This is a genomic window from Pseudomonas sp. X10, assembly GCF_054889225.1.
Genome location: NZ_CM142677.1, coordinates 4,326,307 through 4,347,900, shown reverse-complemented (window position 1 = coordinate 4,347,900; position 21,594 = coordinate 4,326,307). Strand labels below are relative to the sequence as shown.

20 protein-coding genes are annotated in these 21,594 nt (G+C 62.4%); 19 read left to right on the top strand and 1 reads right to left on the bottom strand.

Annotation, left to right across the window (positions count from 1 at the left end; genetic code table 11):
- Positions 1-68 precede the first annotated feature (68 nt).
- The 12 genes from fabZ to ispD all read left to right on the top strand — a co-directional run bounded on the left by fabZ (position 69) and on the right by ispD (position 14,438).
- Positions 69-509, top strand: coding sequence for a 3-hydroxyacyl-ACP dehydratase FabZ (fabZ, locus tag ACYU03_RS19810; RefSeq protein ID WP_461886322.1), 441 nt, complete (start codon positions 69-71; stop codon positions 507-509).
- Positions 506-1,282 carry an acyl-ACP--UDP-N-acetylglucosamine O-acyltransferase gene (gene lpxA, locus ACYU03_RS19805; RefSeq protein ID WP_461886321.1) on the top strand — a complete coding sequence of 259 codons (777 nt, stop codon included), beginning with the start codon at positions 506-508 and terminating at the stop codon, positions 1,280-1,282. The genes fabZ and lpxA overlap by 4 nt, the downstream gene beginning before the upstream one ends.
- Position 1,283: 1 nt before the next feature.
- Complete coding sequence (gene lpxB / locus ACYU03_RS19800) at positions 1,284-2,411, top strand: lipid-A-disaccharide synthase (RefSeq protein WP_461886320.1); 1,128 nt, start codon at positions 1,284-1,286, stop codon at positions 2,409-2,411.
- The gene (gene rnhB / locus ACYU03_RS19795; protein ID WP_461886319.1) at positions 2,412-3,041 is read left to right on the top strand and encodes a ribonuclease HII; all 630 of its coding nucleotides are present in this window, start codon (positions 2,412-2,414) and stop codon (positions 3,039-3,041) included.
- A gap of 90 nt (positions 3,042-3,131) precedes the next feature.
- Positions 3,132-6,656 (top strand): DNA polymerase III subunit alpha, encoded by a 3,525-nt coding sequence (gene dnaE / locus ACYU03_RS19790; RefSeq protein ID WP_461886318.1) that lies wholly within the window; start codon positions 3,132-3,134, stop codon positions 6,654-6,656.
- A gap of 98 nt (positions 6,657-6,754) precedes the next feature.
- Positions 6,755-7,702: an acetyl-CoA carboxylase carboxyltransferase subunit alpha gene (locus tag ACYU03_RS19785; protein WP_461886317.1), complete on the top strand. Its 948-nt coding sequence runs from the start codon at positions 6,755-6,757 to the stop codon at positions 7,700-7,702.
- A 90-nt stretch (positions 7,703-7,792) separates the two neighbouring features.
- On the top strand, positions 7,793-9,088 hold the full coding sequence (gene tilS, locus ACYU03_RS19780) for a tRNA lysidine(34) synthetase TilS (protein WP_461886316.1): 1,296 nt from the start codon (positions 7,793-7,795) through the stop codon (positions 9,086-9,088).
- A gap of 272 nt (positions 9,089-9,360) precedes the next feature.
- Positions 9,361-10,989, top strand: a complete 1,629-nt coding sequence (locus ACYU03_RS19775) for a CTP synthase (RefSeq protein WP_461886315.1) — start codon at positions 9,361-9,363, stop codon at positions 10,987-10,989.
- Positions 10,990-10,992: 3 nt separating this feature from the next.
- The gene (gene kdsA, locus ACYU03_RS19770) at positions 10,993-11,838 is read left to right on the top strand and encodes a 3-deoxy-8-phosphooctulonate synthase (protein WP_461886314.1); all 846 of its coding nucleotides are present in this window, start codon (positions 10,993-10,995) and stop codon (positions 11,836-11,838) included.
- Between the two features lie 154 nt (positions 11,839-11,992).
- Complete coding sequence (gene eno / locus ACYU03_RS19765) at positions 11,993-13,282, top strand: phosphopyruvate hydratase (RefSeq protein ID WP_461886313.1); 1,290 nt, start codon at positions 11,993-11,995, stop codon at positions 13,280-13,282.
- Between the two features lie 173 nt (positions 13,283-13,455).
- Positions 13,456-13,734, top strand: coding sequence for a cell division protein FtsB (gene ftsB / locus ACYU03_RS19760; RefSeq protein WP_461886312.1), 279 nt, complete (start codon positions 13,456-13,458; stop codon positions 13,732-13,734).
- Complete coding sequence (ispD, locus tag ACYU03_RS19755; RefSeq protein ID WP_461886311.1) at positions 13,731-14,438, top strand: 2-C-methyl-D-erythritol 4-phosphate cytidylyltransferase; 708 nt, start codon at positions 13,731-13,733, stop codon at positions 14,436-14,438. Before ftsB ends, ispD begins: the two co-directional genes overlap by 4 nt.
- Positions 14,439-14,457: 19 nt before the next feature.
- Here ispD and ACYU03_RS19750 read toward each other — a convergent pair whose 3' ends face one another.
- Positions 14,458-15,354: a LysR substrate-binding domain-containing protein gene (locus tag ACYU03_RS19750; protein WP_461886310.1), complete on the bottom strand. Its 897-nt coding sequence runs from the start codon at positions 15,352-15,354 to the stop codon at positions 14,458-14,460.
- Positions 15,355-15,462: 108 nt separating this feature from the next.
- Here ACYU03_RS19750 and ACYU03_RS19745 point away from each other — a divergent pair, with 108 nt between their 5' ends.
- From ACYU03_RS19745 to ACYU03_RS19715, 7 genes are all read left to right on the top strand, one after another.
- Positions 15,463-16,575, top strand: a complete 1,113-nt coding sequence (locus ACYU03_RS19745; RefSeq protein WP_461886309.1) for an S-(hydroxymethyl)glutathione dehydrogenase/class III alcohol dehydrogenase — start codon at positions 15,463-15,465, stop codon at positions 16,573-16,575.
- An 8-nt stretch (positions 16,576-16,583) separates the two neighbouring features.
- On the top strand, positions 16,584-17,438 hold the full coding sequence (gene fghA / locus ACYU03_RS19740) for an S-formylglutathione hydrolase (RefSeq protein ID WP_461886308.1): 855 nt from the start codon (positions 16,584-16,586) through the stop codon (positions 17,436-17,438).
- A 71-nt stretch (positions 17,439-17,509) separates the two neighbouring features.
- On the top strand, positions 17,510-17,983 hold the full coding sequence (ispF, locus tag ACYU03_RS19735) for a 2-C-methyl-D-erythritol 2,4-cyclodiphosphate synthase (RefSeq protein WP_461886307.1): 474 nt from the start codon (positions 17,510-17,512) through the stop codon (positions 17,981-17,983).
- The gene (truD, locus tag ACYU03_RS19730) at positions 17,980-19,038 is read left to right on the top strand and encodes a tRNA pseudouridine(13) synthase TruD (RefSeq protein WP_461886306.1); all 1,059 of its coding nucleotides are present in this window, start codon (positions 17,980-17,982) and stop codon (positions 19,036-19,038) included. Before ispF ends, truD begins: the two co-directional genes overlap by 4 nt.
- Positions 19,026-19,775 (top strand): 5'/3'-nucleotidase SurE, encoded by a 750-nt coding sequence (surE, locus tag ACYU03_RS19725; protein ID WP_461886305.1) that lies wholly within the window; start codon positions 19,026-19,028, stop codon positions 19,773-19,775. The genes truD and surE overlap by 13 nt, the downstream gene beginning before the upstream one ends.
- A gap of 38 nt (positions 19,776-19,813) precedes the next feature.
- Positions 19,814-20,452 carry a protein-L-isoaspartate(D-aspartate) O-methyltransferase gene (locus tag ACYU03_RS19720; RefSeq protein ID WP_461891506.1) on the top strand — a complete coding sequence of 213 codons (639 nt, stop codon included), beginning with the start codon at positions 19,814-19,816 and terminating at the stop codon, positions 20,450-20,452.
- Positions 20,453-20,634: 182 nt separating this feature from the next.
- Positions 20,635-21,495 carry a peptidoglycan DD-metalloendopeptidase family protein gene (locus ACYU03_RS19715; RefSeq protein WP_461886304.1) on the top strand — a complete coding sequence of 287 codons (861 nt, stop codon included), beginning with the start codon at positions 20,635-20,637 and terminating at the stop codon, positions 21,493-21,495.
- Positions 21,496-21,594: the final 99 nt, after the last annotated feature.

The window sequence follows — 21,594 nt, the reverse complement described above, 5'->3', positions numbered from 1 at the left end:
TGGATTTGCAAAAGGAGCGCGTGGTCAGCACCTGCGCTCCCTATTCTTACTACAGGCTTCCCCCCGAAATGATGGACATCAACGAGATTCGCGAATACCTGCCTCACCGTTACCCGTTCCTGCTGGTGGACCGGGTGGTGGATCTGGATGTCGAGGCCCAGAGCATTCGTGCCTACAAGAATGTCAGCATCAACGAGCCGTTCTTCAATGGCCATTTCCCGGCGCATCCAATTATGCCGGGCGTGCTGATCATCGAGGCGATGGCCCAGGCGGCCGGGATTCTCGGCTTCAAGATGCTCGATGCCAAGCCGGCGGACGGCACGCTGTACTATTTCGTCGGGTCCGACAACCTGCGTTTCCGCCAGCCGGTTCTGCCAGGCGACCAACTGATCCTCGAAGCCAAGTTCATCAGCCGCAAGCGCCAGATCTGGAAGTTCGAATGCCAGGCCACGGTCGACGGCAAGCCGGTATGCTCGGCACAAATCATCTGCGCGGAACGTGAACTATGAGTTTGATTGATCCACGGGCAATCGTCGATCCATCGGCCAAGCTGGCCGATGGCGTCGAAGTCGGCCCATGGTCGATCGTAGGCCCCGGTGTCGATATCGGGGAGGGCACTGTCATCGGCCCGCACGTGGTACTCAAGGGGCCGACCCGGATTGGCCGGCACAATCGCATCTATCAGTTTTCCTCGATCGGTGAAGACACGCCCGACCTGAAGTACAAGGGTGAGCCAACCCGCCTGGTGATCGGTGACCACAATGTGATCCGCGAGGGTGTCACGATTCACCGCGGCACCGTGCAGGACCGCTCGGAGACGACCCTGGGCGATCACAACCTGATCATGGCCTATGCCCATATCGGGCACGACAGCGTCATTGGCAACCACTGCATCCTGGTCAACAACACCGCATTGGCCGGGCATGTGCACGTGGGCGACTGGGCTATCCTCTCGGGGTTCACCCTGGTGCACCAGTATTGCCATATCGGCGCCCACAGCTTTTCCGGCATGGGCACCGCAATCGGCAAGGATGTGCCGGCGTTCGTTACCGTATTCGGCAGCCCTGCTGAAGCGCGCAGCATGAACTTCGAAGGCATGCGCCGCCGTGGTTTCAGCGACCAGGTCATCCAAGCCTTGCGTCGTGCCTACAAGATCGTCTATCGCCAGGGGCTGACCGTGGACGAAGCGATCAGCGAGCTTGCCGAGCTGTCTGGCCAGTTTGCCGAAGTCGAACTGTTCCGCCAGTCGATCCAGAATTCTGCCCGCGGCATCACCCGCTGATATGGCGCAGCTTTGCGTAGCACTGGTCGCAGGTGAGGCCAGCGGCGATATTCTCGGTTCCGGATTGATGCGGGCCTTGAAGGCGCGCCACCCTGATGTGCGCTTCATCGGGGTCGGTGGCCCGCTGATGGAGGCCGAGGGCCTGCAGTCCTACTTTCCCATGGAGCGCCTGGCGGTCATGGGGCTGGTCGAGGTGCTCGGACGCCTGCGCGAGTTGCTCAAACGGCGCAAGCTGCTGATCCAGACCCTCATCGCCGAGAAGCCGGATGTGTTCATCGGTATCGATGCGCCGGATTTCACCCTCAATATCGAATTGAAGCTGCGTCAGGCTGGGGTCAAGACCGTGCATTACGTCAGCCCTTCGGTCTGGGCGTGGCGGCAGAAGCGCGTGCTGAAGATCCGCGAAGGCTGTGACCTGATGCTGACGCTGTTCCCCTTCGAGGCGAAGTTCTACGAAGAGCAGGGCGTTCCTGTGTGTTTCGTTGGTCATCCATTGGCTGACACCATTCCGTTGGATGCCGATCGCCAGGCGGCCCGCTCGGTCCTCGGCTTGTCCGAAGGGCCCTTGGTGGCCTTGATGCCGGGCAGTCGTGGCGGTGAAGTCGGACGCTTGGGGGCGCTCTTCCTGGATGCCGCCCAGCGCCTGCGCGAGCTGGTGCCGGGCGTACGCTTCGTTTCGCCTTGTGCCAACCCGGCGCGGCGTGCGCAACTGGAGCAGATGCTCGAAGGCCGCGAGCTGCCGCTGACCTTGCTCGACGGTCAATCGCACCAGGCCCTGGCGGCCTGTGACGCGGTCCTCATCGCCTCCGGTACGGCGACCCTGGAGGCTCTGTTGTACAAGCGTCCGATGGTCGTCGCCTACCGCCTGGCACCGCTGAGCTTCTGGATACTCAAGCGCCTGGTGAAGAGCCCTTACGTGTCGTTACCCAACTTGCTCGCCCAGCGCCTGCTGGTGCCTGAACTGCTGCAGGAGGCCGCCACCAGCGAAGCCCTGGCGCAGACCTTGGCGCCACTGGTGACCGATGGTGCCGGCCAGACCGAGGGCTTCGGCCAGATTCATCGCGCCTTGCGCCGCGACGCCTCCAACCGGGCGGCCGAGGCGGTGCTTGCCCTGTTGGAAGACCGATAGATGCAGATTGGACTGGATTTCAACCTGGTCGAGGAACTGGTCGCCGGTGTCGACGAAGTGGGGCGTGGCCCCCTGTGCGGCGCTGTCGTCACGGCAGCGGTGATCCTCGACCCGCAGCGTCCCATCCTTGGCTTGAATGATTCGAAGAAGCTCACGCAGGCCCGGCGCGAGCTGTTGTTCGATGAGATCTGCGAAAAGGCCTTGAGCTTCTGCATCGCTCGGGCGGAGGTCGAGGAAATCGACCGCCTGAACATCCTGCACGCGACCATGCTGGCTATGCAGCGTGCGGTGGAGGGCTTGCATATCACGCCCAAGTTGGCCCTGATCGATGGCAATCGTTGCCCGAAGCTTGCGGTGCCGGCTGCTCCTGTGGTCAAGGGCGATAGCCAGGTCCCGGCCATTGCTGCCGCATCTATCTTGGCCAAGGTCACCCGTGACCGGGAAATGAGCGCGTTCGAACTGATCTACCCTGGCTATGGCATCGGGGGGCACAAAGGCTACCCCACGCCTGTCCACTTGGAAGCCCTGGCGCGCTTGGGGCCGACCCCCATCCATCGGCGCTCGTTCGCGCCGGTGCGGGCAGCCTTCGAAGCCCGCGGGGGTGTCACTGGGTCGCTGCTCGAACCCTGACGTGCCTTTGCCGTCGTGCGGCGGCTGCTGTTTTGTGCAAGGCCCGGTACAATCCGGGCCTTGTTGTCTTGTGCTGCTATAGGATCATCCATGTCGGTTTCCTTCGTTCATCTTCGCGTGCACTCCGAATTCTCGCTGGTCGACGGCCTGGTGCGGATCAAGCCGTTGGCCAAGGCCCTGGCCGGGATGAACATGCCGGCGGTGGCGATTACCGACCAGAGCAACATGTGCTCGCTGGTGAAGTTCTACAAGACGGCCATGGGTGCCGGGATCAAGCCGATCTGTGGCGCCGACCTGTGGCTGGCTGGTTCCGATCCGGACGCGCCATTGTCACGTATTTGCTTCCTGGCGATGGACGCCAAGGGCTACCGCAACCTGACCGAGCTGATCTCCCGGGGCTGGGTCGAAGGACAGCGCAATGGCCTGGTGATTCTCGAGCGCGACTGGATCGCTCCAGCCAGTGAAGGGCTGATCGCCTTGTCTGCGGCAAAGGAAGGCGATATCGGCATGGCGCTGCTCAACGGCAATGCTGACGAGGCTGAGGCCTTGCTGCGCGACTGGATGGGCATGTTCCCGGACCGTTTCTATGTCGAGGTGCAGCGCACCAACCGTGCCGGCGACGAAGAATACCTGCATGCCGCCGTGGCCTTGGCTGACAAGCTTGGCGCGCCGCTGGTGGCGACCAATGACGTGCGTTTCATCAAGCAGGCGGACTTCGACGCCCATGAAACCCGGGTTTGCATCGGCGAGGGGCGGGTGCTGGACGACCCGCGCCGTCCGCGCATCTACAGCGACCAGCAGTACCTCAAGAGCGCGGAAGAAATGGCCGAGCTGTTCAGCGACCTGCCCGAAGCGCTGGAGAACACCGTCGAGATTGCCAAGCGCTGCAACATCCAGGTGCAATTGGGCAAGTACTTCCTCCCCGACTTTCCTACGCCCAACGGCATGGGCATCGACGACTACCTGCGCCATGTTTCCCACGAGGGCCTGGAAGAGCGCTTGGCAGTGCTCTGGCCGAAGGAAACCACACCCAACTACGAGGAAAAGCGCCAGGTCTACCTGGACCGCCTTAAGTTCGAGCTGGACATCATCATCCAGATGGGTTTCCCCGGCTACTTCCTGATCGTTATGGACTTCATCAAGTGGGCCAAGAACAATGGCGTTCCGGTCGGCCCCGGCCGGGGGTCGGGTGCCGGCTCGCTGGTGGCCTACGTGCTGAAGATCACCGACCTCGATCCGCTGGCCTATGACCTGCTGTTCGAGCGCTTCCTCAACCCTGAACGTATTTCCATGCCCGACTTCGACGTCGACTTCTGCATGGACGGTCGTGACCGAGTGATCGACTACGTGGCGGAAGCCTACGGGCGCAACGCAGTGAGCCAAATCATCACCTTCGGCACCATGGCCGCCAAGGCGGTGGTGCGCGATGTGGCGCGGGTCCAGGGTAAGTCCTACGGCCTGGCTGACCGCTTGTCGAAGATGATCCCCTTCGAAGTCGGCATGACGCTGGAAAAGGCCTACGAGCAGGAGGAAATGCTCCGCGACTTCCTCAAGAGCGACGAGGATGCCCGTGAAATCTGGGACATGGCGCTCAAGCTCGAGGGCGTCACCCGGGGCACCGGCAAGCACGCCGGTGGCGTGGTGATCGCGCCGACCAAGCTCACCGACTTCTCGCCGATCGCCTGTGACGAAGAGGGTGGCGGCCTGGTGACCCAGTTCGACAAGGACGATGTGGAGGCGGCCGGCCTGGTGAAGTTCGACTTCCTCGGCCTGCGGACGCTGACCATCATCAAGTGGGCGATGGAGACCATCAACCGCGAGCAGGCCAAGAAGAACCTGCCGGACCTCAACATCGACTTCATCCCGCTCGATGACAAGAAGACCTACGACCTGTTGCAGAAGGCCGAGACCACGGCGGTGTTCCAGCTTGAATCGCGGGGCATGAAAGAGCTGATCAAGAAGCTCAAGCCCGACTGCCTGGAAGACCTCATCGCATTGGTGGCGCTGTTCCGTCCAGGCCCGCTGCAGTCCGGCATGGTGGACGATTTCATCAACCGCAAGCACGGCCGCGCCGAGCTGGCCTACCCGCACCCTGACTACCAGTACGAAGGCCTCAAGCCGGTTCTGGCACCGACCTACGGCATCATCCTGTACCAGGAACAGGTGATGCAGATCGCTCAGGTCATGGCCGGCTACACCCTTGGCGGCGCCGACATGCTGCGCCGTGCAATGGGTAAGAAGAAGCCTGAGGAAATGGCCAAGCAGCGCGGCGGCTTCATTGAAGGCTGCGCGAACAACGGCATCGATGCCGAGCTGGCAGGCAACATCTTCGACCTGGTGGAAAAGTTCGCCGGCTACGGCTTCAACAAATCCCACTCCGCCGCCTATGGCCTGGTGTCCTACCAGACCGCCTGGCTCAAGACCCACTACCCGGCGCCGTTCATGGCCGCGGTGCTCTCGGCCGATATGCACAACACCGACAAGGTGGTGGTGCTGATCGAGGAAGTTCGCAGCATGAAGCTGCGCCTCGATGCGCCGGATGTGAACAACTCCGAGTTCAAGTTCACGGTCAACGATGATGGCCGTATCGTCTATGGCCTGGGGGCCATCAAGGGCGTGGGTGAAGGGCCGGTGGAGGCCATCGTCGAGGCCCGCGCCGAGGGCGGTCCGTTCAAGGACCTGTTCGACTTCTGCGAGCGTGTCGACCTCAAACGCATCAACAAGCGTACCCTCGACGCCCTGATCCGCAGCGGCGCCCTGGACCGCCTCGGCCCGCACTTCCATGACGAACTCAAGGCCTACCAGGCCAACATCGACCGCAACCGCGCCGTCCTGCTCTCGGCCCTGGAGGAGGCGATCAAGGCCGCCGAACAGACTGCGCGTACTGCCGACAGCGGCCACGCCGACCTGTTTGGTGGCCTGTTCGTCGAAGAAGACGCCGATGTTTACGCTAACCACCGCAAGGCCCGTGAGCTGACCCTCAAGGAGCGTCTGCGTGGTGAAAAGGACACCCTCGGCCTATACCTGACCGGTCACCCGATCGACGAGTACGAAGGCGAGATCCGCCGTTTCGCCCGCCAGCGCATCATTGACCTCAAGCCGTCGCGGGAAACCCAGACGGTGGCCGGCATGATCATTGCTCTGCGGGTGATGAAGAACAAGAAGGGCGACAAGATGGGCTTCATCACCCTTGACGACCGCTCTGGACGGATCGAGGCTTCGTTGTTTGCCGATGCCTTCATGGCCGCCCAGGCGCTGCTGCAGACTGACGCGATGGTGGTGGTCGAAGGGGAGGTTAGCAATGACGACTTCTCTGGTGGCCTGCGTCTGCGGGTCAAGCGGGTGATGAGCATGGAGGATGCGCGCACCAATCTGGCCGAGAGCCTGCGCCTGAAAGTGGCCAGCGACGCACTCAAGGGCGACCGCCTGAACTGGCTCGGTGAGCTGATCACCCGCCACCGCGGCGCCTGCCCGATCACCCTGGAATATATCGGCAGCGATGCCCGGGCCATGCTGCAATTCGGCGAAAGCTGGTGCATCGACCCGGCCGATGGCCTGATTCAAGCCCTGCGTGACCAGTTCGGGCGTGAGAACGTCTTTTTGCAATATCGATGAATTTTTAATCTCGACCTGAATGCGCCTGATCCCTTAAGGTAGGGCGCCAAACGGATCAACCGGCCGGCCGCCTGGCCGTAGACCCAAGACGGATGCCTATGAACCCGAATTTCCTGGATTTCGAACAGCCGATTGCCGACCTGCAAGCCAAGATCGAAGAGCTGCGCCTGGTTGGCAACGACAATTCGCTGAACATCGGCGATGAGATCGCCCGTCTGCAAGACAAGAGCAGCGCCCTGACCGAAAGCATCTTCGGTAACCTCACCAGCTGGCAGATCGCCCGTCTGGCCCGTCACCCGCGTCGTCCCTACACCCTGGACTACCTCCAGCACATCTTCACCGAATTCGAAGAACTGCACGGTGACCGTCATTTCTCCGATGACGCTGCGATTGTCGGTGGCACCGCCCGCCTGGACGGCCAGCCGGTGATGGTCATCGGTCATCAGAAGGGTCGTGAAGTGCGCGAAAAGGTACGCCGCAACTTCGGTATGCCGCGTCCAGAGGGCTACCGCAAGGCCTGCCGCCTGATGGAAATGGCCGAGCGCTTCAAGATGCCGATCTTGACCTTTATCGACACGCCGGGCGCCTACCCAGGCATCGATGCCGAAGAGCGCAACCAGAGCGAAGCCATCGCCTGGAACCTGCGTGTGATGGCGCGCCTGAAGACGCCGATCATCGCTACCGTGATCGGCGAGGGCGGTTCCGGCGGCGCGTTGGCCATCGGTGTCTGCGACCAGTTGAACATGCTGCAGTACTCCACCTACTCGGTAATTTCGCCAGAAGGTTGCGCCTCGATCTTGTGGAAGACCGCCGACAAGGCCGCCGATGCAGCCGAAGCCATGGGCATCACGGCCGAGCGTCTGAAGGGCCTGGGTATTGTCGACAAAGTCATCGACGAGCCTCTGGGCGGAGCACACCGTGATCCGGTGAAGATGTCGGAAAGTATCCGCGCCGACCTGGTCGAGCAACTGGACATGCTCAAGACGTTCGACAACGACGCCTTGCTGCAGCGTCGTTACGACCGTCTGATGAGCTACGGCCTCTAAGGCCCGCACTACCCCTGCTGGAGCGGCGACTCGGTGTCCCCGGTCGTCCGTTCCAGCCAGGTGAGCACCGCTTCTCTATGTGAGGCTCCCATGATCGACCTCACCCCTCGGCTTACCCCCTGGCGCAACGCTCCAGCCTGGCGGGTCGCCTTCTCCGGCGGCCTGGACTCCACTGTCCTCCTGCATTTGCTTACCCGCTTCGCTCAAGTCCATGACACCCCCCCATTACGTGCCGTGCATATCCATCATGGCCTGCAGGCGGCTGCCGAGGCCTGGCCGGCCCACTGTCAGCGACTGTGTGACGAGCTGGGTGTCGAGTTGCAGGTCATTCATGTCCAGGTCGTTCCAGGTGCGAGCATCGAGCAGGCTGCCCGCGATGCGCGCTACGCGGCTTTTGCCGACGTGTTGGAGCCGGATGAGGTCCTGCTGACCGGACAACACCGTGAGGATCAGGCCGAAACCCTTTTGTTCCGACTGCTGCGCGGCGCCGGCTTGCGCGGTCTGGCTGCCATGCCGGCAGAGCGGCGTCTTGGGCAGGGCAGGTTGGTCAGGCCACTGTTGGCCGTGTCGCGGGCCCAGTTGCAGGCCTATGCCGATGAGCATGGCCTGGGCTGGGTCGAAGACCCTTCCAATACGGATACCGCCTTTGCTCGCAACTACCTGCGCCATGAGGTGTTCCCGCGGATGCAGCAGCGTTGGCCACAGGCAGCCCAGAACCTGGCGCGCAGCGCTGGGCACCTGAGCGAAGCCTTGGGGTTGCTCGATGAGCTGGCGGTCACTGATCTGGCCGAGGCGCGCAGCGACAGCCCGTTCGATTGGCTGGGCCTGGAATCGCTGGACCTGGTCTCGCTGGCGGCGCTGTCGCCTGCCCGACAGCGCAATGCCTTGCAGTATTGGCTGGCGTCGCGCACACGCCTGCCCGACAGCCGGCATTGGGCCGGCTGGGAGGCGCTGCGCGACGCCGCCGAGGATGCCCAGCCGGTCTGGCGCCTGACCGATGGTCAGTTGCAGCGCAGTCACCAGCGGATCTGGTGGCTGGCCGGGGACTGGGAGCGGGCCCCAACTGGCGAGCATGCCTGGCTTGACCCGCAAAAGCCGCTGCCGCTGCCGGACAACGGTCTTGTCCGGCTCACTGGCAGCCTGCCGCCGGGGCCTTTGCACATCGCCTATCGCCAGGGTGGAGAAAACCTGCAGGTCGTGGGCCGTGGCCGACGCGACCTCAAGCGCCTGCTCAATGAACTGCAAGTGCCGCACTTCGCGCGCCTGCGTCTGCCGCTGCTGTTCCAGGGCGATCAGCTGCTGGCGGTGGGCAACTTACCGGCCTTGAGCCAGGGGGATTGGCAGCTGCATTGGCAGGTCCCGACGAGCGCGCAAGGTTTGAGATGAAAGGCACATTCGGGTAGACTACGCTCCCTTCTTGATACAGCTTCTGTGCTTTCCTCGAAATCACAGGAGTTGCCGATTACCAAGCAGTTTTTTGCTGGGCGATTTCTAAAAATGTTTAGCGAGCTCCATGCCGGGGCGTATACCCCCGGTCTGTCCAGACGCGGCAGTTTTTCAAGGTGCACTGTGATTGACGCTGGTGATCGGGGGCTTCGGCCTTCCTTCGCTTACCTCGGCGGCGCTGGCCGCTTTAACGCAGACTTCTAGGGTTTTTCATGACGCGCTACATATTCGTCACGGGCGGTGTTGTTTCTTCATTGGGGAAAGGCATTGCCTCGGCTTCCCTGGCGGCCATCCTGGAGGCGCGGGGGCTCAAGGTCACCATGCTCAAGTTGGACCCGTACATCAACGTCGACCCCGGCACCATGAGCCCGTTCCAGCACGGTGAAGTTTTCGTCACCCACGACGGCGCCGAGACCGACCTTGACCTGGGCCACTACGAGCGGTTCATTCGCACGACCATGACCCAGAACAACAACTTCACCACCGGTCGCATCTACGAGCACGTGTTGCGCAAGGAGCGTCGTGGCGATTACCTGGGTGCGACCATCCAGGTAATCCCGCACATCACCGACGAGATCAAGCGCCGCATCATCAAGGGTGCTGGCGATGCCGACGTGGCCCTGGTGGAAATCGGCGGTACAGTGGGTGACATCGAGTCGCAGCCGTTCCTCGAGGCTATCCGTCAGTTGCGCGTCGAAGTGGGCTCCAAGCGCGCCATGCTGATGCACCTGACCCTGGTTCCGTACATCGCCACCGCCGGCGAGACCAAGACCAAGCCAACTCAGCACTCGGTCAAGGAGCTGCGTTCGATCGGCCTGCAGCCTGACGTGCTGATCTGCCGCTCCGACCATCCGGTGGATGCGTCCTCGCGCCGCAAGATCGCTCTGTTCACCAACGTCGAAGAGCGTGCGGTGATCTCCCTGGAAGACGTCGACACCATCTACAAGATCCCAGGCGTGCTGCATGCCCAGGGCCTGGATGACTTCGTCGTCGAGCGCTTCGGCCTGCAGTGTGGCGGCGCCGACCTGTCTGAGTGGGACAAGGTGGTCGATGCCAAGCTCAACCCCGAGCACGAAGTCACCATCGCCATGGTCGGCAAGTACATGGAGCTGCTGGACGCTTACAAGTCGCTGATCGAGGCGATGAGCCACGCCGGCATCCAGAACCGCACCAAGGTCAACCTGCGCTATATCGACTCCGAAGACATCGAGAACCAGGGCACCAGCCTGCTGGAAGGCGCCGACGCCATCCTGGTACCGGGCGGTTTCGGCCTGCGCGGCGTGGAAGGCAAGATCACCGCCGTGCAGTACGCCCGTGAGAACAAGGTGCCGTATCTGGGCATCTGCCTCGGCATGCAGGTCGCGGTCATCGAGTTCGCTCGTAACGTCATGGGCTGGAAGGACGCCAACTCCACTGAGTTCGATCGCAACAGCGGCCATCCGGTAGTCGGCCTGATCACCGAGTGGGCCGATGCCACCGGTGCCGTCGAGACCCGCACCGAAGCCTCCGACCTGGGCGGCACCATGCGCCTGGGTGCCCAGGAGTGCCAGGTTGCAGCCGGCTCCAAGGTCCACGAATGCTATGGCAAGGACGTGATCGTCGAGCGCCACCGCCACCGTTACGAAGTCAACAACACCCTGCTGCCGCAACTGATGGATGCTGGCCTGATGGTTTCCGGCCGCTCCGGTGACGGCGCCCTGGTCGAGGTGGTCGAGTCCAAGGATCATCCATGGTTCGTTGCCTGCCAGTTCCACCCGGAGTTCACGTCGACCCCGCGTGATGGCCATCCTCTGTTCAGCGGTTTCGTCAAGGCGGCCCTGGCACACAAGAGCAAGGTCTGATCCATGACCCAGAAGATCATCCGCGTCGGTAACATCGAGATCGCCAACGACAAGCCATTTGTCTTGTTCGGTGGCATGAATGTCCTGGAGTCCCGTGACCTGGCCCTGAAGGTCTGCGAAGAGTATGTACGGGTGACCGAGAAGCTCGGCATTCCGTACGTGTTCAAGGCCAGCTTCGACAAGGCCAATCGTTCGTCGGTCAACTCCTACCGTGGCCCTGGCCTGGAAGAAGGGATGAAGATCTTCGAAGAGATCAAGCAGACCTTCAAGGTTCCGGTGATCACCGACGTGCATGAGCCCTTCCAGGCCGAGCCGGTCGCCAAGGTGTGCGATATCATCCAACTGCCGGCCTTCTTGTCCCGGCAGACCGACTTGGTCGTGGCCATGGCCAAGACCGGCGCGGTGATCAACATCAAGAAGGCCCAGTTCCTCGCACCCCAGGAGATGAAGCATATCCTGGCCAAGTGCGAGGAAGCCGGCAACGACCAACTGATCCTCTGCGAACGTGGTTCCAGTTTCGGCTACAACAACCTGGTGGTGGACATGCTTGGCTTCGGCATCATGAAGCAGTTCAACTATCCGGTGTTCTTCGACGTGACCCACGCCCTGCAGATGCCGGGTGGCCGTTCCGACTCCGCTGGCGGGCGCCGTGCCCAGGTCACCGACCTGGCCAAGGCCGGCATGAGCCAGGGCCTGGCTGGGCTGTTCCTGGAAGCCCACCCGGATCCGGACAACGCCAAGTGCGATGGCCCTTGCGCCCTGCGTCTGGAAAAACTGGAACCATTCCTGGCCCAGCTCAAGCAATTGGATGACCTGGTGAAAAGTTTTCCGACGGTAGAGACCGCGTAACGCTCATTTCTCCGGTAAAGTACCGCCCGTTCTTCCCCTGACCTATCAGTCAGGGCCCGCCTTCGCCAGGCCTGCCTGTCTCCCGAGACACCTGGCGAAAGGTTCGGATTTCCTAAGCTGCGTTGTTTTCGTCAATTTTGGAGTGCTTAAAACAATGGCAAAAATCGTCGACATCAAAGGTCGTGAAGTTCTCGATTCGCGTGGCAACCCCACCGTGGAAGCCGATGTACTGCTCGACAACGGCATCATCGGCAGCGCCTGCGCGCCGTCCGGTGCTTCCACCGGCTCGCGCGAAGCGCTGGAGCTGCGTGATGGCGACAAGAGCCGTTACCTGGGCAAGGGCGTGCTGAAGGCTGTTGCCAACATCAACGGCCCGATCCGCGACCTGCTGCTGGGCAAGGACCCTGCTGACCAGAAGGCCCTGGACCGCGCCATGATCGAACTGGACGGTACCGAGAACAAGGCCAAGCTGGGCGCCAACGCCATCCTCGCCGTGTCCCTGGCTGCCGCCAAGGCCGCTGCCCAGGACCAGGACCTGCCGCTGTACGCACACATCGCCAACCTGAACGGCACTCCGGGCCAGTACTCGATGCCGGTTCCGATGATGAACATCATCAACGGTGGCGAGCACGCCGACAACAACGTCGACATCCAGGAGTTCATGGTCCAGCCGGTTGGCGCCAAGACCTTCTCCGATGCACTGCGCATGGGCACCGAGATCTTCCATCACCTCAAGTCCGTGCTCAAGGCCCGTGGCCTGAACACCGCCGTGGGTGACGAAGGTGGCTTCGCCCCGAACCTGGCTTCCAACGAAGACGCCCTGGGCGCCATCGCCGAGGCTGTCGAGAAGGCTGGCTACAAGCTGGGCAGCGACGTGACCCTGGCCCTCGACTGCGCGGCCAGCGAGTTCTATGAAGACGGCAAGTACAACCTGTCTGGCGAAGGCAAGTCGTTCGACGCCGAAGGTTTTGCCGACTACCTGAAGGGCCTGACCGAGCGCTTCCCGATCATTTCGATCGAAGACGGCTTGGACGAGTCCGACTGGGCTGGCTGGAAGATCCTCACCGAGAAGATCGGCGCCAAGGTCCAACTGGTCGGTGACGATCTGTTCGTGACCAACACCAAGATCCTCAAGGAAGGCATCGAGAAGGGCATCGGCAACTCGATCCTGATCAAGTTCAACCAGATCGGTTCGCTGACCGAAACCCTGGAAGCCATCCAGATGGCCAAGGCTGCTGGCTACACGGCAGTTATCTCGCACCGCTCCGGTGAGACTGAAGATTCGACCATCGCCGACCTGGCCGTGGGTACCGCTGCCGGCCAGATCAAGACCGGCTCGCTGTGCCGTTCTGACCGCGTCTCCAAGTACAACCAACTGCTGCGTATCGAAGAGCAACTGGGTGCCAAGGCGGTTTACCGTGGTCGCGCCGAGTTTCGCGGCTGAGCAAGAGATGGTAAAAAGACGGCAGCCGGGGCTGTCTGAACCTTGCTGTTGAAGGTTCAGGCGCCTCATGCAGGTTTCTGTCGACGAAGCCTGGCCTCGGCCAGGCTTCGTGCTGTCAGAGGCGTGCTTTTTGAGCGCTTCGGTGTAGCGGTCTTTTACTTCTGGATACCTTGATGCGCAGTCCCTATTGGTTGTTTCTCATCTTGCTCCTACTGCTGGGTGGCCTGCAGTATCGCCTTTGGGTGGGTAATGGCAGCCTGGCGCAAGTGGCCGAGCTCAAGCAGCAGATCGCCGAACAGCATGCGGAAAACGAACGTCTGCTGGAGCGTAACCGTGTGCTTGATGCCGAAGTCCTGGAGTTGAAGAAAGGCATGGAAACCGTGGAAGAACGGGCCCGCCATGAACTGGGGATGGTCAAGGAGGGCGAGACCCTCTACCAGTTACCGCAATGAACCAGCCCCTACCGGCCTTTTGGGCCGTGATTCCTGCGGCGGGCGTGGGTGCCCGCATGGCTGCCGACCGCCCCAAGCAGTACTTGCAACTGGGCGGGCAGACCCTCCTCGAGCATAGCCTCGACTGTTTTCTCGATCATCCTTGCGTCAAAGGGGTGGTGGTCAGCATCGCGGCCGATGACCCTTACTGGCCAGGCCTGAGTTGCGCCAGCGATCCGCGCATCCGCTGCGCCGCTGGTGGCCGCGAACGCGCTGACTCAGTGCTCAATGCCCTGCTGCTGCTGCATGCCCAGGGGGCCGCTGACAGCGACTGGGTGCTGGTGCATGACGCCGCGCGACCGAACCTGGCGCGCAGCGACCTGGATCATCTGCTGGCCGAGTTGGCCGATGATCCGGTGGGAGGGCTGTTGGCGGTGCCGGCGCGTGACACCCTCAAGCGTGCCGATGGCAATGGCCGGGTCAGCGCCACAGTCGATCGCAGCACCATCTGGCAGGCCTATACACCGCAGATGTTCCGCCTTGGCGCGCTGCACCGGGCCTTGGCGGACAGCCTGGTGGCTGATGTATCGATCACCGATGAAGCTTCCGCCATCGAATGGGCCGGCCAAGCGCCACGCTTGATCGAGGGGCGCAGCGACAACATCAAAGTCACTCGGGCGGAAGATTTGGAATGGTTGCGCCAGCGTTGGGCCTCGCGATGCTGAAGCAGGGATCTACCCTACCTCAACTTCCCCGATACTCCGGTAACTGCGCCAACCCGTCCTTGAGATAATCCACCAGCCGGCGCACCTTCGGTGACAGGTGCCGCTGCTGCGGATACAACGCCCACACCGCTGTATTCGGCGGCTGGTGGGCTTCGAGCAGCGAGACCAGGGCACCGGTTTGCAAATGCTCCAGCACGTAATAGTCCGGCAGCTGGCACAAGCCTATGCCCAGCAAGGCGGCGTCCAGCACCGCCTGCCCGCTGTTGCAGCGCCAGTTGCCCTGTACCCGCTGGCTCAGTTCACGGCCGTCCTGCTGCAACGACCAGATGTCCGAGCTGCCGATCAGGCAGTTGTGCCGCGCCAGCTCTGAAAGGCTGTGCGGCCGCCCGTAGCGTTCCAGGTAGGCTGGTGATGCACACAGGTACATGCGCCGAGGGGCCAGGCGGGTGGCGACGAGGCGGGAGTCCTGCAGCCGGCCCAGGCGGATCGCCAGGTCCATGCCTTCGTGCAGCAGGTCAAGGGGGCGGTTGGTCAGCTCGACTTCGGCCCGCAACTGTGGATACAGCGCCATGAAACGGGTCACCAACGGCACGATGAAGCGCTCGCCATAGGCGACCGCGCAGGTCATGCGCAGCAGGCCCTTGGGTTCGCTGGCCAGGTCGCCCATGGCGCGCAGGGCCTCCTCGCGACCGTCCTGCAGGCGCTGACAGTGCTGCAAGAAGGTCTGTCCCGCCTCGCTGAGGGTGACGCGCCGGGTGCTGCGGTAGAGCAGACGGGTTTGCAGGCGTTCTTCCAAGCGGGCGATCTGCCGGCTGATGTGCGAGGACGACACCCCGAGGCGCTCGGCCGCCGCAGTGAATTGGCCCGACTCCGCCACCGCGACGAATTCGTCGATGCCCTCCCAGCGATTGCTCATTGATTATCCCTGCATGGCAATAATGTTTTGTCTTTGTCTGGATTATTCATCAAAAGACCATGAATTACACTGCGAGACTGAATACATCCCTCTGATTGGAGACGATTAATGATCAAGTCCCGTGCCGCTGTAGCCTTCGAGGCGAAGAAACCCCTGGAAATCGTCGAAGTCGACGTAGCCATGCCCAAGGCCGGCGAGGTGCTGTTGCGGGTGGTGGCGAGCGGTGTCTGCCATACCGATGCCTACACCTTGTCCGGCGCGGACCCGGAAGGCATCTTCCCGTCGATCCTCGGTCACGAGGGTGGGGCGATCGTCGAGGCCGTGGGTGAGGGCGTGACGTCGGTGGCTGTGGGTGACCACGTGATCCCGCTGTATACCCCGGAATGCGGTCAATGCAAGTTCTGCCGCTCCGGTAAGACCAATCTGTGCCAGGCCATCCGCGCCACCCAGGGCAAGGGCTTGATGCCTGATGGCACCACGCGTTTCTCCTACAAGGGCCAGCAACTGTTCCACTACATGGGCACCTCTACCTTCTCCGAGTACACCGTGCTACCGGAAATCTCGGTGGCCAAGATCCAGAAGGAAGCGCCGTTGGAGAAGGTCTGCCTGCTCGGCTGCGGCGTGACCACCGGCATCGGCGCAGTGCTTAATACCGCCAAGGTCAAGGCTGGCGATACCGTGGCCATCTTCGGTCTGGGTGGCATCGGTCTGTCGGCGATCATTGGCGCGGTCAAGGCCAAGGCGTCGCGGATCATCGCGGTAGACATCAACCCAGGCAAGTTCGAGATCGCCCGCCAATTGGGCGCCACCGATTGCGTCAATCCCAAGGACTATGACCGCCCGATCCAGGACGTCATTGTCGACCTCACCGATGGTGGTGTGGATTTCTCCTTCGAGTGCGTGGGCAATGTCCAACTGATGCGCGCGGCCCTGGAGTGTTGCCACAAGGGATGGGGCGAATCGGTGATCATCGGCGTGGCCGGGGCCGGCCAGGAAATCTCCACCCGCCCGTTCCAACTGGTCACCGGCCGTGTCTGGCGTGGGTCGGCCTTCGGTGGCGTGCGTGGGCGCAGCGAACTGCCGAGCTATGTGGAAATGTCCGAGAAGGGTGAAATCCCGCTGGATACCTTTATCACCCATACCATGGGCCTGGAGGACATCAACAAAGCCTTCGACCTGATGCATGAAGGCAAGAGCATCCGCAGCGTGATCCACTTCTGAGGTCCGCCATGAGCCTGGAAAACATCTCCTGCCAGAAGAGCTTCGGCGGCTGGCACAAGCGTTACCGGCACCACTCCCAGGTGCTGGATTGCGACATGGTGTTCGCCGTGTACCTGCCTCCGCAGGCCGAGCAAGGCGAGAAGCTGCCCGTGCTGTACTGGCTCAGCGGCCTGACTTGCACTGATGAGAACTTCATGCAGAAGGCCGGCGCGCAGCGTCTGGCTGCCGAGCTGGGGCTGATCATCGTGGCCCCGGACACCAGTCCGCGTGGCGAGCAGGTGCCGGGGGACCCGGATGGTGCTTGGGACTTTGGCCTCGGCGCCGGGTTCTACCTCAATGCTACTCAGCAACCCTGGGCCCGACACTACCGCATGCATGACTATGTGGTGGATGAGTTGCCTGCCCTGATCGAAGCGCATTTCCCGGCTTCGGACCAGCGCAGCATCAGCGGGCACTCGATGGGCGGTCATGGGGCTCTGGTGTGTGCCCTGCGCAACCCGGGGCGCTACCGTTCGGTCTCGGCCTTTTCGCCGATCAGCAACCCGATGGACTGCCCCTGGGGGGAGAAAGCCTTCTCCCGTTACCTGGGCGAGGAGCGTTCGCGCTGGCGCGAGTGGGATGCCAGTGTCCTGCTTGCCGAAACGCCGTCCGGACAGTGCCCGCCGCTGTTGGTCGATCAGGGTGATCGCGACGACTTCCTGGAAAAGCAGCTCAAACCCGAGGCCCTCGAGCAAGCGGCCAGAAAAGGCGGGCATTCGCTGACCCTGCGTTTGCAACCGGGTTACGACCACAGCTACTACTTCATCGCCAGCTTCATCGATGAGCACCTGCGCCACCACGCCGTGTCGCTGGGGCTGCTGTGAGCCGACAAACCCCGCCCAAGGCTGGGTAAAGCAGGTAGAATCACGCCCTGACTCAATCAGGGCGTTTTTCTATGCGTATTGGCCACGGCTACGATGTGCACCGTTTCACGGACGGCGATTTCATTACCTTGGGTGGAGTGCGTATTGCGCACAAATACGGCCTGCTTGCCCATTCCGACGGCGATGTGCTGTTGCACGCCCTGAGCGATGCCTTGCTGGGCGCGGCCGCGCTGGGGGATATCGGCAAGCACTTCCCTGATACCGACCCTCAATTCAAGGGAGCGGATAGCCGTGTGCTGTTGCGTCATGTGCTCCGGATCGTCCAGGCCAAGGGTTGGAAGGTCGGTAATGTCGATGCCACCATCGTGGCCCAGGCGCCAAAAATGGCGCCGCACATCGAGACCATGCGCCAGCTGATTGCCGAAGATCTGCAAGTCGCTCTCGATCAGGTGAACGTCAAGGCCACCACCACTGAGAAACTCGGCTTCACCGGGCGTGAGGAGGGCATTGCCGTACACGCTGTCGCCCTGCTGCTGCAAGCATGACCGAATTCGAGCTGCTTGGGCCGCGCGCCTGTGGCGAGTCCCTGGGGACCGCGGTGCTCAAGGCGGTGGCCGAGGACTTCCAGGTCGACGAGGTGCTGGACATTCCCCTTTCCGGCCAGGGTGAACACCTCTGGTTGTGGGTCGAGAAGCGCGAGCTGAACACCGAAGAAGCCGCCCGACGCCTGGCTCGGGCAGCCGGCGTGCCGCTGCGGGCCATCAGCTATGCCGGGCTCAAGGACCGCCAGGCCCTGACCCGGCAGTGGTTCAGCCTGCACTTGCCGGGCAAGGCCGACCCTGACCTGTCGCGCGCCGAGGACGATAGCCTGCGCGTGCTCAAGCAAGTGCGCCACCAGCGCAAGCTGCAGCGTGGCGCTCATTCGGCCAACGGTTTCACCCTGCGGCTGACGTCTCTGGCAGCTGACCGCCAGGCACTGGATGCGCGGCTGGAGCAACTACGGCGTCAGGGTGTTCCCAACTATTTTGGCAGCCAGCGCTTCGGCCATGCTGGCGGCAACGTGCACGATGCCCGCGACTGGGCCGCCAGGGAAGCACTCCCGGAACAGCGCAACCTGCGTTCACGGCTGCTCTCGGCAGCGCGTAGCTACCTGTTCAACCAGGTGCTGGCGGCCCGTGTCGGCGATGGCAGTTGGCAGTTGGCACAGGTGGGAGACTTGTTGGCGTTCACGGACAGTCGGAGTTTCTTTGCCGCAGGGGAGGCGGAATGCTCAGATCCGCGCCTGGAGATTCTCGACCTGCACCCGACCGGCCCGCTCTGGGGCGAGGGGCCATCACCCGCCGCCGGCGCCACGGCCGAGGTGGAACAGCGGATCGGCGGGCAGCATGGTCCATTGTGCCAGTGGCTCGCCCGTGCGGGCATGAGTCACGAACGGCGTATCCTTCGGCTCCCTATTGGCGAGCTGACGTGGCATTATCCCGAGCCTGATATCCTGCAACTGGAATTCGTCCTTCCGGCCGGATGCTTCGCCACCGTAGTGGTGCGCGAGCTTGTCGATCTGGTGCCGGTAGGGCAGACGGACAGCCCATGCGTATTCTGATTTCGAATGACGACGGTGTCACCGCACCTGGCCTCGCCGCGCTGCACGCTGCGCTGGCGGATTATGCCGAGTGCGTGGTGATTGCCCCGGATCAAGACAAGAGCGGCGCCAGCAGTTCGCTGACGCTGGATCGGCCGCTGCACCCGCAGATCCTCGCCAACGGCTTCATCAGCCTCAATGGCACCCCCACCGACTGTGTTCACCTGGGGCTCAATGGCTTGTTGGCGGAAACGCCCGACATGGTTGTCTCGGGCATCAACCTGGGGGCCAACCTGGGCGATGACGTGCTGTATTCCGGTACGGTCGCTGCCGCGCTGGAAGGGCGCTTCCTGGGCGGCACCTCGCTGGCCTTTTCGTTGATCTCGCGCCAGCCGGACAACCTGCCAACCGCTGCACACATCGCCCGTCGCCTGGTCGAGGCGCAGTCACGCCTGGAGCTTCCTCCGCGCACGGTGCTGAATGTGAATATTCCCAACCTGCCGCTGGAACACATCCGCGGCATCCAGCTCACCCGTCTCGGACACCGGGCACGGGCGGCAGCTCCGACCAAGGTGGTCAACCCTCGTGGCAAGGAAGGTTACTGGATCGCCGTGGCAGGGGATGCCGAGGACGGTGGCCCGGGCACCGATTTCCACGCGGTGATGCAGGGCTATGTGTCAATCACGCCACTGCAACTGGACCGTACCTTCAATGACGCTTTCGAGCGCCTCGATGGATGGCTGGAGGGGCTGCTCTGATGCGCGAACAGGACGATATGATGCGACACGGTATTGGCATGACCTCCCAGCGCACGCGTGAACGCCTGATCCAGCGCCTGTACGAAGAGGGGGTGACGAACACCCGGGTACTCGAGGTGATACGCCGTACCCCGCGCCACCTGTTCGTCGATGAGGCCCTGGCCCATCGTGCCTATGAAGACACTGCGCTGCCGATCGGCCACAACCAGACCATTTCGCAGCCCTTTATGGTCGCCCATATGAGCGAGTTGCTGCTCGAGGCGGGGCCGCTGGACAAGGTGCTGGAGATCGGCACTGGCTCTGGCTACCAAACGGCGATCCTGGCGCAACTGGTGGAGCGCGTCTTTTCGGTGGAGCGGATCAAGGTGCTGCAGGACCGTGCCAAGGAGCGCCTGGTCGAACTCAACCTGCGCAATGTGGTGTTTCGCTGGGGCGATGGTTGTGAAGGTTGGCCGGCTCTGGCCCCTTACAACGGCATCATCGTCACTGCCGTGGCGCCGGAGGTCCCCCAGGCGCTGCTGGACCAGCTAGCACCGGGCGGGCGCATGGTGATTCCAGTGGGGTCGGCAGGAGAGTCGCAACAGTTGATGCTTATCGTGCGGGAAGAGCAGGGTTTTTCCAGGCGGGTCCTGGGCGCCGTGCGATTCGTACCTCTGCTCAATGGGCCGTTGGCCTGACCCAGGCGTCATTATTTTCGGTCTTGGCGAATTCTCATAGCATTGCCCTGTCTATCTGGCGGGGCCCCGAGGCGATGATCTCGCCACTTTGATCTGGCACCGAAACACCCAAGTCGAGTGCGCTCGGTTATAATTGAAACAATATTGCATTTCGTAAACGTCACCATGAGAGGAAGCGGCGGGTGGGTCACACAATCATTCGGCAGCGCAGGGATCTATCGAGCTTCAAGCTTCTGGTGATTGCATTGGCCATGGGGACCCTGCTGGCAGCTTGTTCCAGCACCAGCTCGAACGGCGCGCGGGTGGTGGATCGCAACAGCCCGGTAGTCAAGCGCCCTACAGTGACTTCGGGGCAGTACGTCGTGCGGCCGGGTGACACCCTGTACTCCATCGCCTTCCGCTATGGCTGGGACTACAAGGAGCTGGCGGCCCGCAACGGCATTGTCGCGCCCTATACCATCCGTCCCGGCCAGGCCATTCGTTTCAGCAGTGGCGCGGCAGGCCGCACCACGGTGGTCTCCAGTCCATCCTCCTCGAGCAAGACCACCGTCATCCGTCGTCCAGTGGCAACCACCACCCCACCGGCCAGCACCACGACCAGTAAACCGGCCGCTGTGACACCTGCGGCTCCCGCCGCCACGGTGACTCAAGTACCTGCTGCGGAGCGTTCCGCTGGTGGTTGGGCATGGCCGGCCAAGGGCGTGCTGATTGGAAAATTCGCTTCAAACGGTAGTTTGAATAAAGGCATTGATATCGCCGGTGATTTGGGACAGCCTGTTTTTGCTGCTGCTAATGGTTCAGTGGTTTACGCCGGAAGTGGTTTGAGGGGCTACGGCGAGCTGATCATCATCAAGCACGGTGATACCTACGTCAGTGCCTACGGTCATAACCGCAGGCTTTTGGTTCGGGAGGGGCAGCAAGTCAAGGTAGGGCAGACGATTGCCGAAATGGGGTCCACGGGCACTGATCGGGTGAAGCTGCATTTCGAGATTCGCCGCCAGGGCAAACCAGTCGACCCATTACAATTTCTGCCACGCCGTTGATTGTTGTTTCCGGCCTGTTCCTGACGTAGAGGGGACAGGCTCCAGCGCTGCCAGGGAAGCAGGTGCCGCTCGAGTCTGAGTTCGAACTCAGCAAAGGAC

Excerpts from the sequence above, each read along its gene's own strand:
- fabZ (WP_461886322.1), top strand. The coding sequence starts at position 69 with ATGATGGACATCAACGAGATTCGCGAATACCTGCCTCACCGTTACCCG.
- lpxA (WP_461886321.1), top strand. The coding sequence starts at position 506 with ATGAGTTTGATTGATCCACGGGCAATCGTCGATCCATCGGCCAAGCTG.
- lpxB (WP_461886320.1), top strand. The coding sequence starts at position 1,284 with ATGGCGCAGCTTTGCGTAGCACTGGTCGCAGGTGAGGCCAGCGGCGAT.
- rnhB (WP_461886319.1), top strand. The coding sequence starts at position 2,412 with ATGCAGATTGGACTGGATTTCAACCTGGTCGAGGAACTGGTCGCCGGT.
- dnaE (WP_461886318.1), top strand. The coding sequence starts at position 3,132 with ATGTCGGTTTCCTTCGTTCATCTTCGCGTGCACTCCGAATTCTCGCTG.
- ACYU03_RS19785 (WP_461886317.1), top strand. The coding sequence starts at position 6,755 with ATGAACCCGAATTTCCTGGATTTCGAACAGCCGATTGCCGACCTGCAA.
- tilS (WP_461886316.1), top strand. The coding sequence starts at position 7,793 with ATGATCGACCTCACCCCTCGGCTTACCCCCTGGCGCAACGCTCCAGCC.
- ACYU03_RS19775 (WP_461886315.1), top strand. The coding sequence starts at position 9,361 with ATGACGCGCTACATATTCGTCACGGGCGGTGTTGTTTCTTCATTGGGG.
- kdsA (WP_461886314.1), top strand. The coding sequence starts at position 10,993 with ATGACCCAGAAGATCATCCGCGTCGGTAACATCGAGATCGCCAACGAC.
- eno (WP_461886313.1), top strand. The coding sequence starts at position 11,993 with ATGGCAAAAATCGTCGACATCAAAGGTCGTGAAGTTCTCGATTCGCGT.
- ftsB (WP_461886312.1), top strand. The coding sequence starts at position 13,456 with ATGCGCAGTCCCTATTGGTTGTTTCTCATCTTGCTCCTACTGCTGGGT.
- ispD (WP_461886311.1), top strand. The coding sequence starts at position 13,731 with ATGAACCAGCCCCTACCGGCCTTTTGGGCCGTGATTCCTGCGGCGGGC.
- ACYU03_RS19750 (WP_461886310.1), bottom strand. The coding sequence starts at position 15,354 with ATGAGCAATCGCTGGGAGGGCATCGACGAATTCGTCGCGGTGGCGGAG.
- ACYU03_RS19745 (WP_461886309.1), top strand. The coding sequence starts at position 15,463 with ATGATCAAGTCCCGTGCCGCTGTAGCCTTCGAGGCGAAGAAACCCCTG.
- fghA (WP_461886308.1), top strand. The coding sequence starts at position 16,584 with ATGAGCCTGGAAAACATCTCCTGCCAGAAGAGCTTCGGCGGCTGGCAC.
- ispF (WP_461886307.1), top strand. The coding sequence starts at position 17,510 with ATGCGTATTGGCCACGGCTACGATGTGCACCGTTTCACGGACGGCGAT.
- truD (WP_461886306.1), top strand. The coding sequence starts at position 17,980 with ATGACCGAATTCGAGCTGCTTGGGCCGCGCGCCTGTGGCGAGTCCCTG.
- surE (WP_461886305.1), top strand. The coding sequence starts at position 19,026 with ATGCGTATTCTGATTTCGAATGACGACGGTGTCACCGCACCTGGCCTC.
- ACYU03_RS19720 (WP_461891506.1), top strand. The coding sequence starts at position 19,814 with ATGACCTCCCAGCGCACGCGTGAACGCCTGATCCAGCGCCTGTACGAA.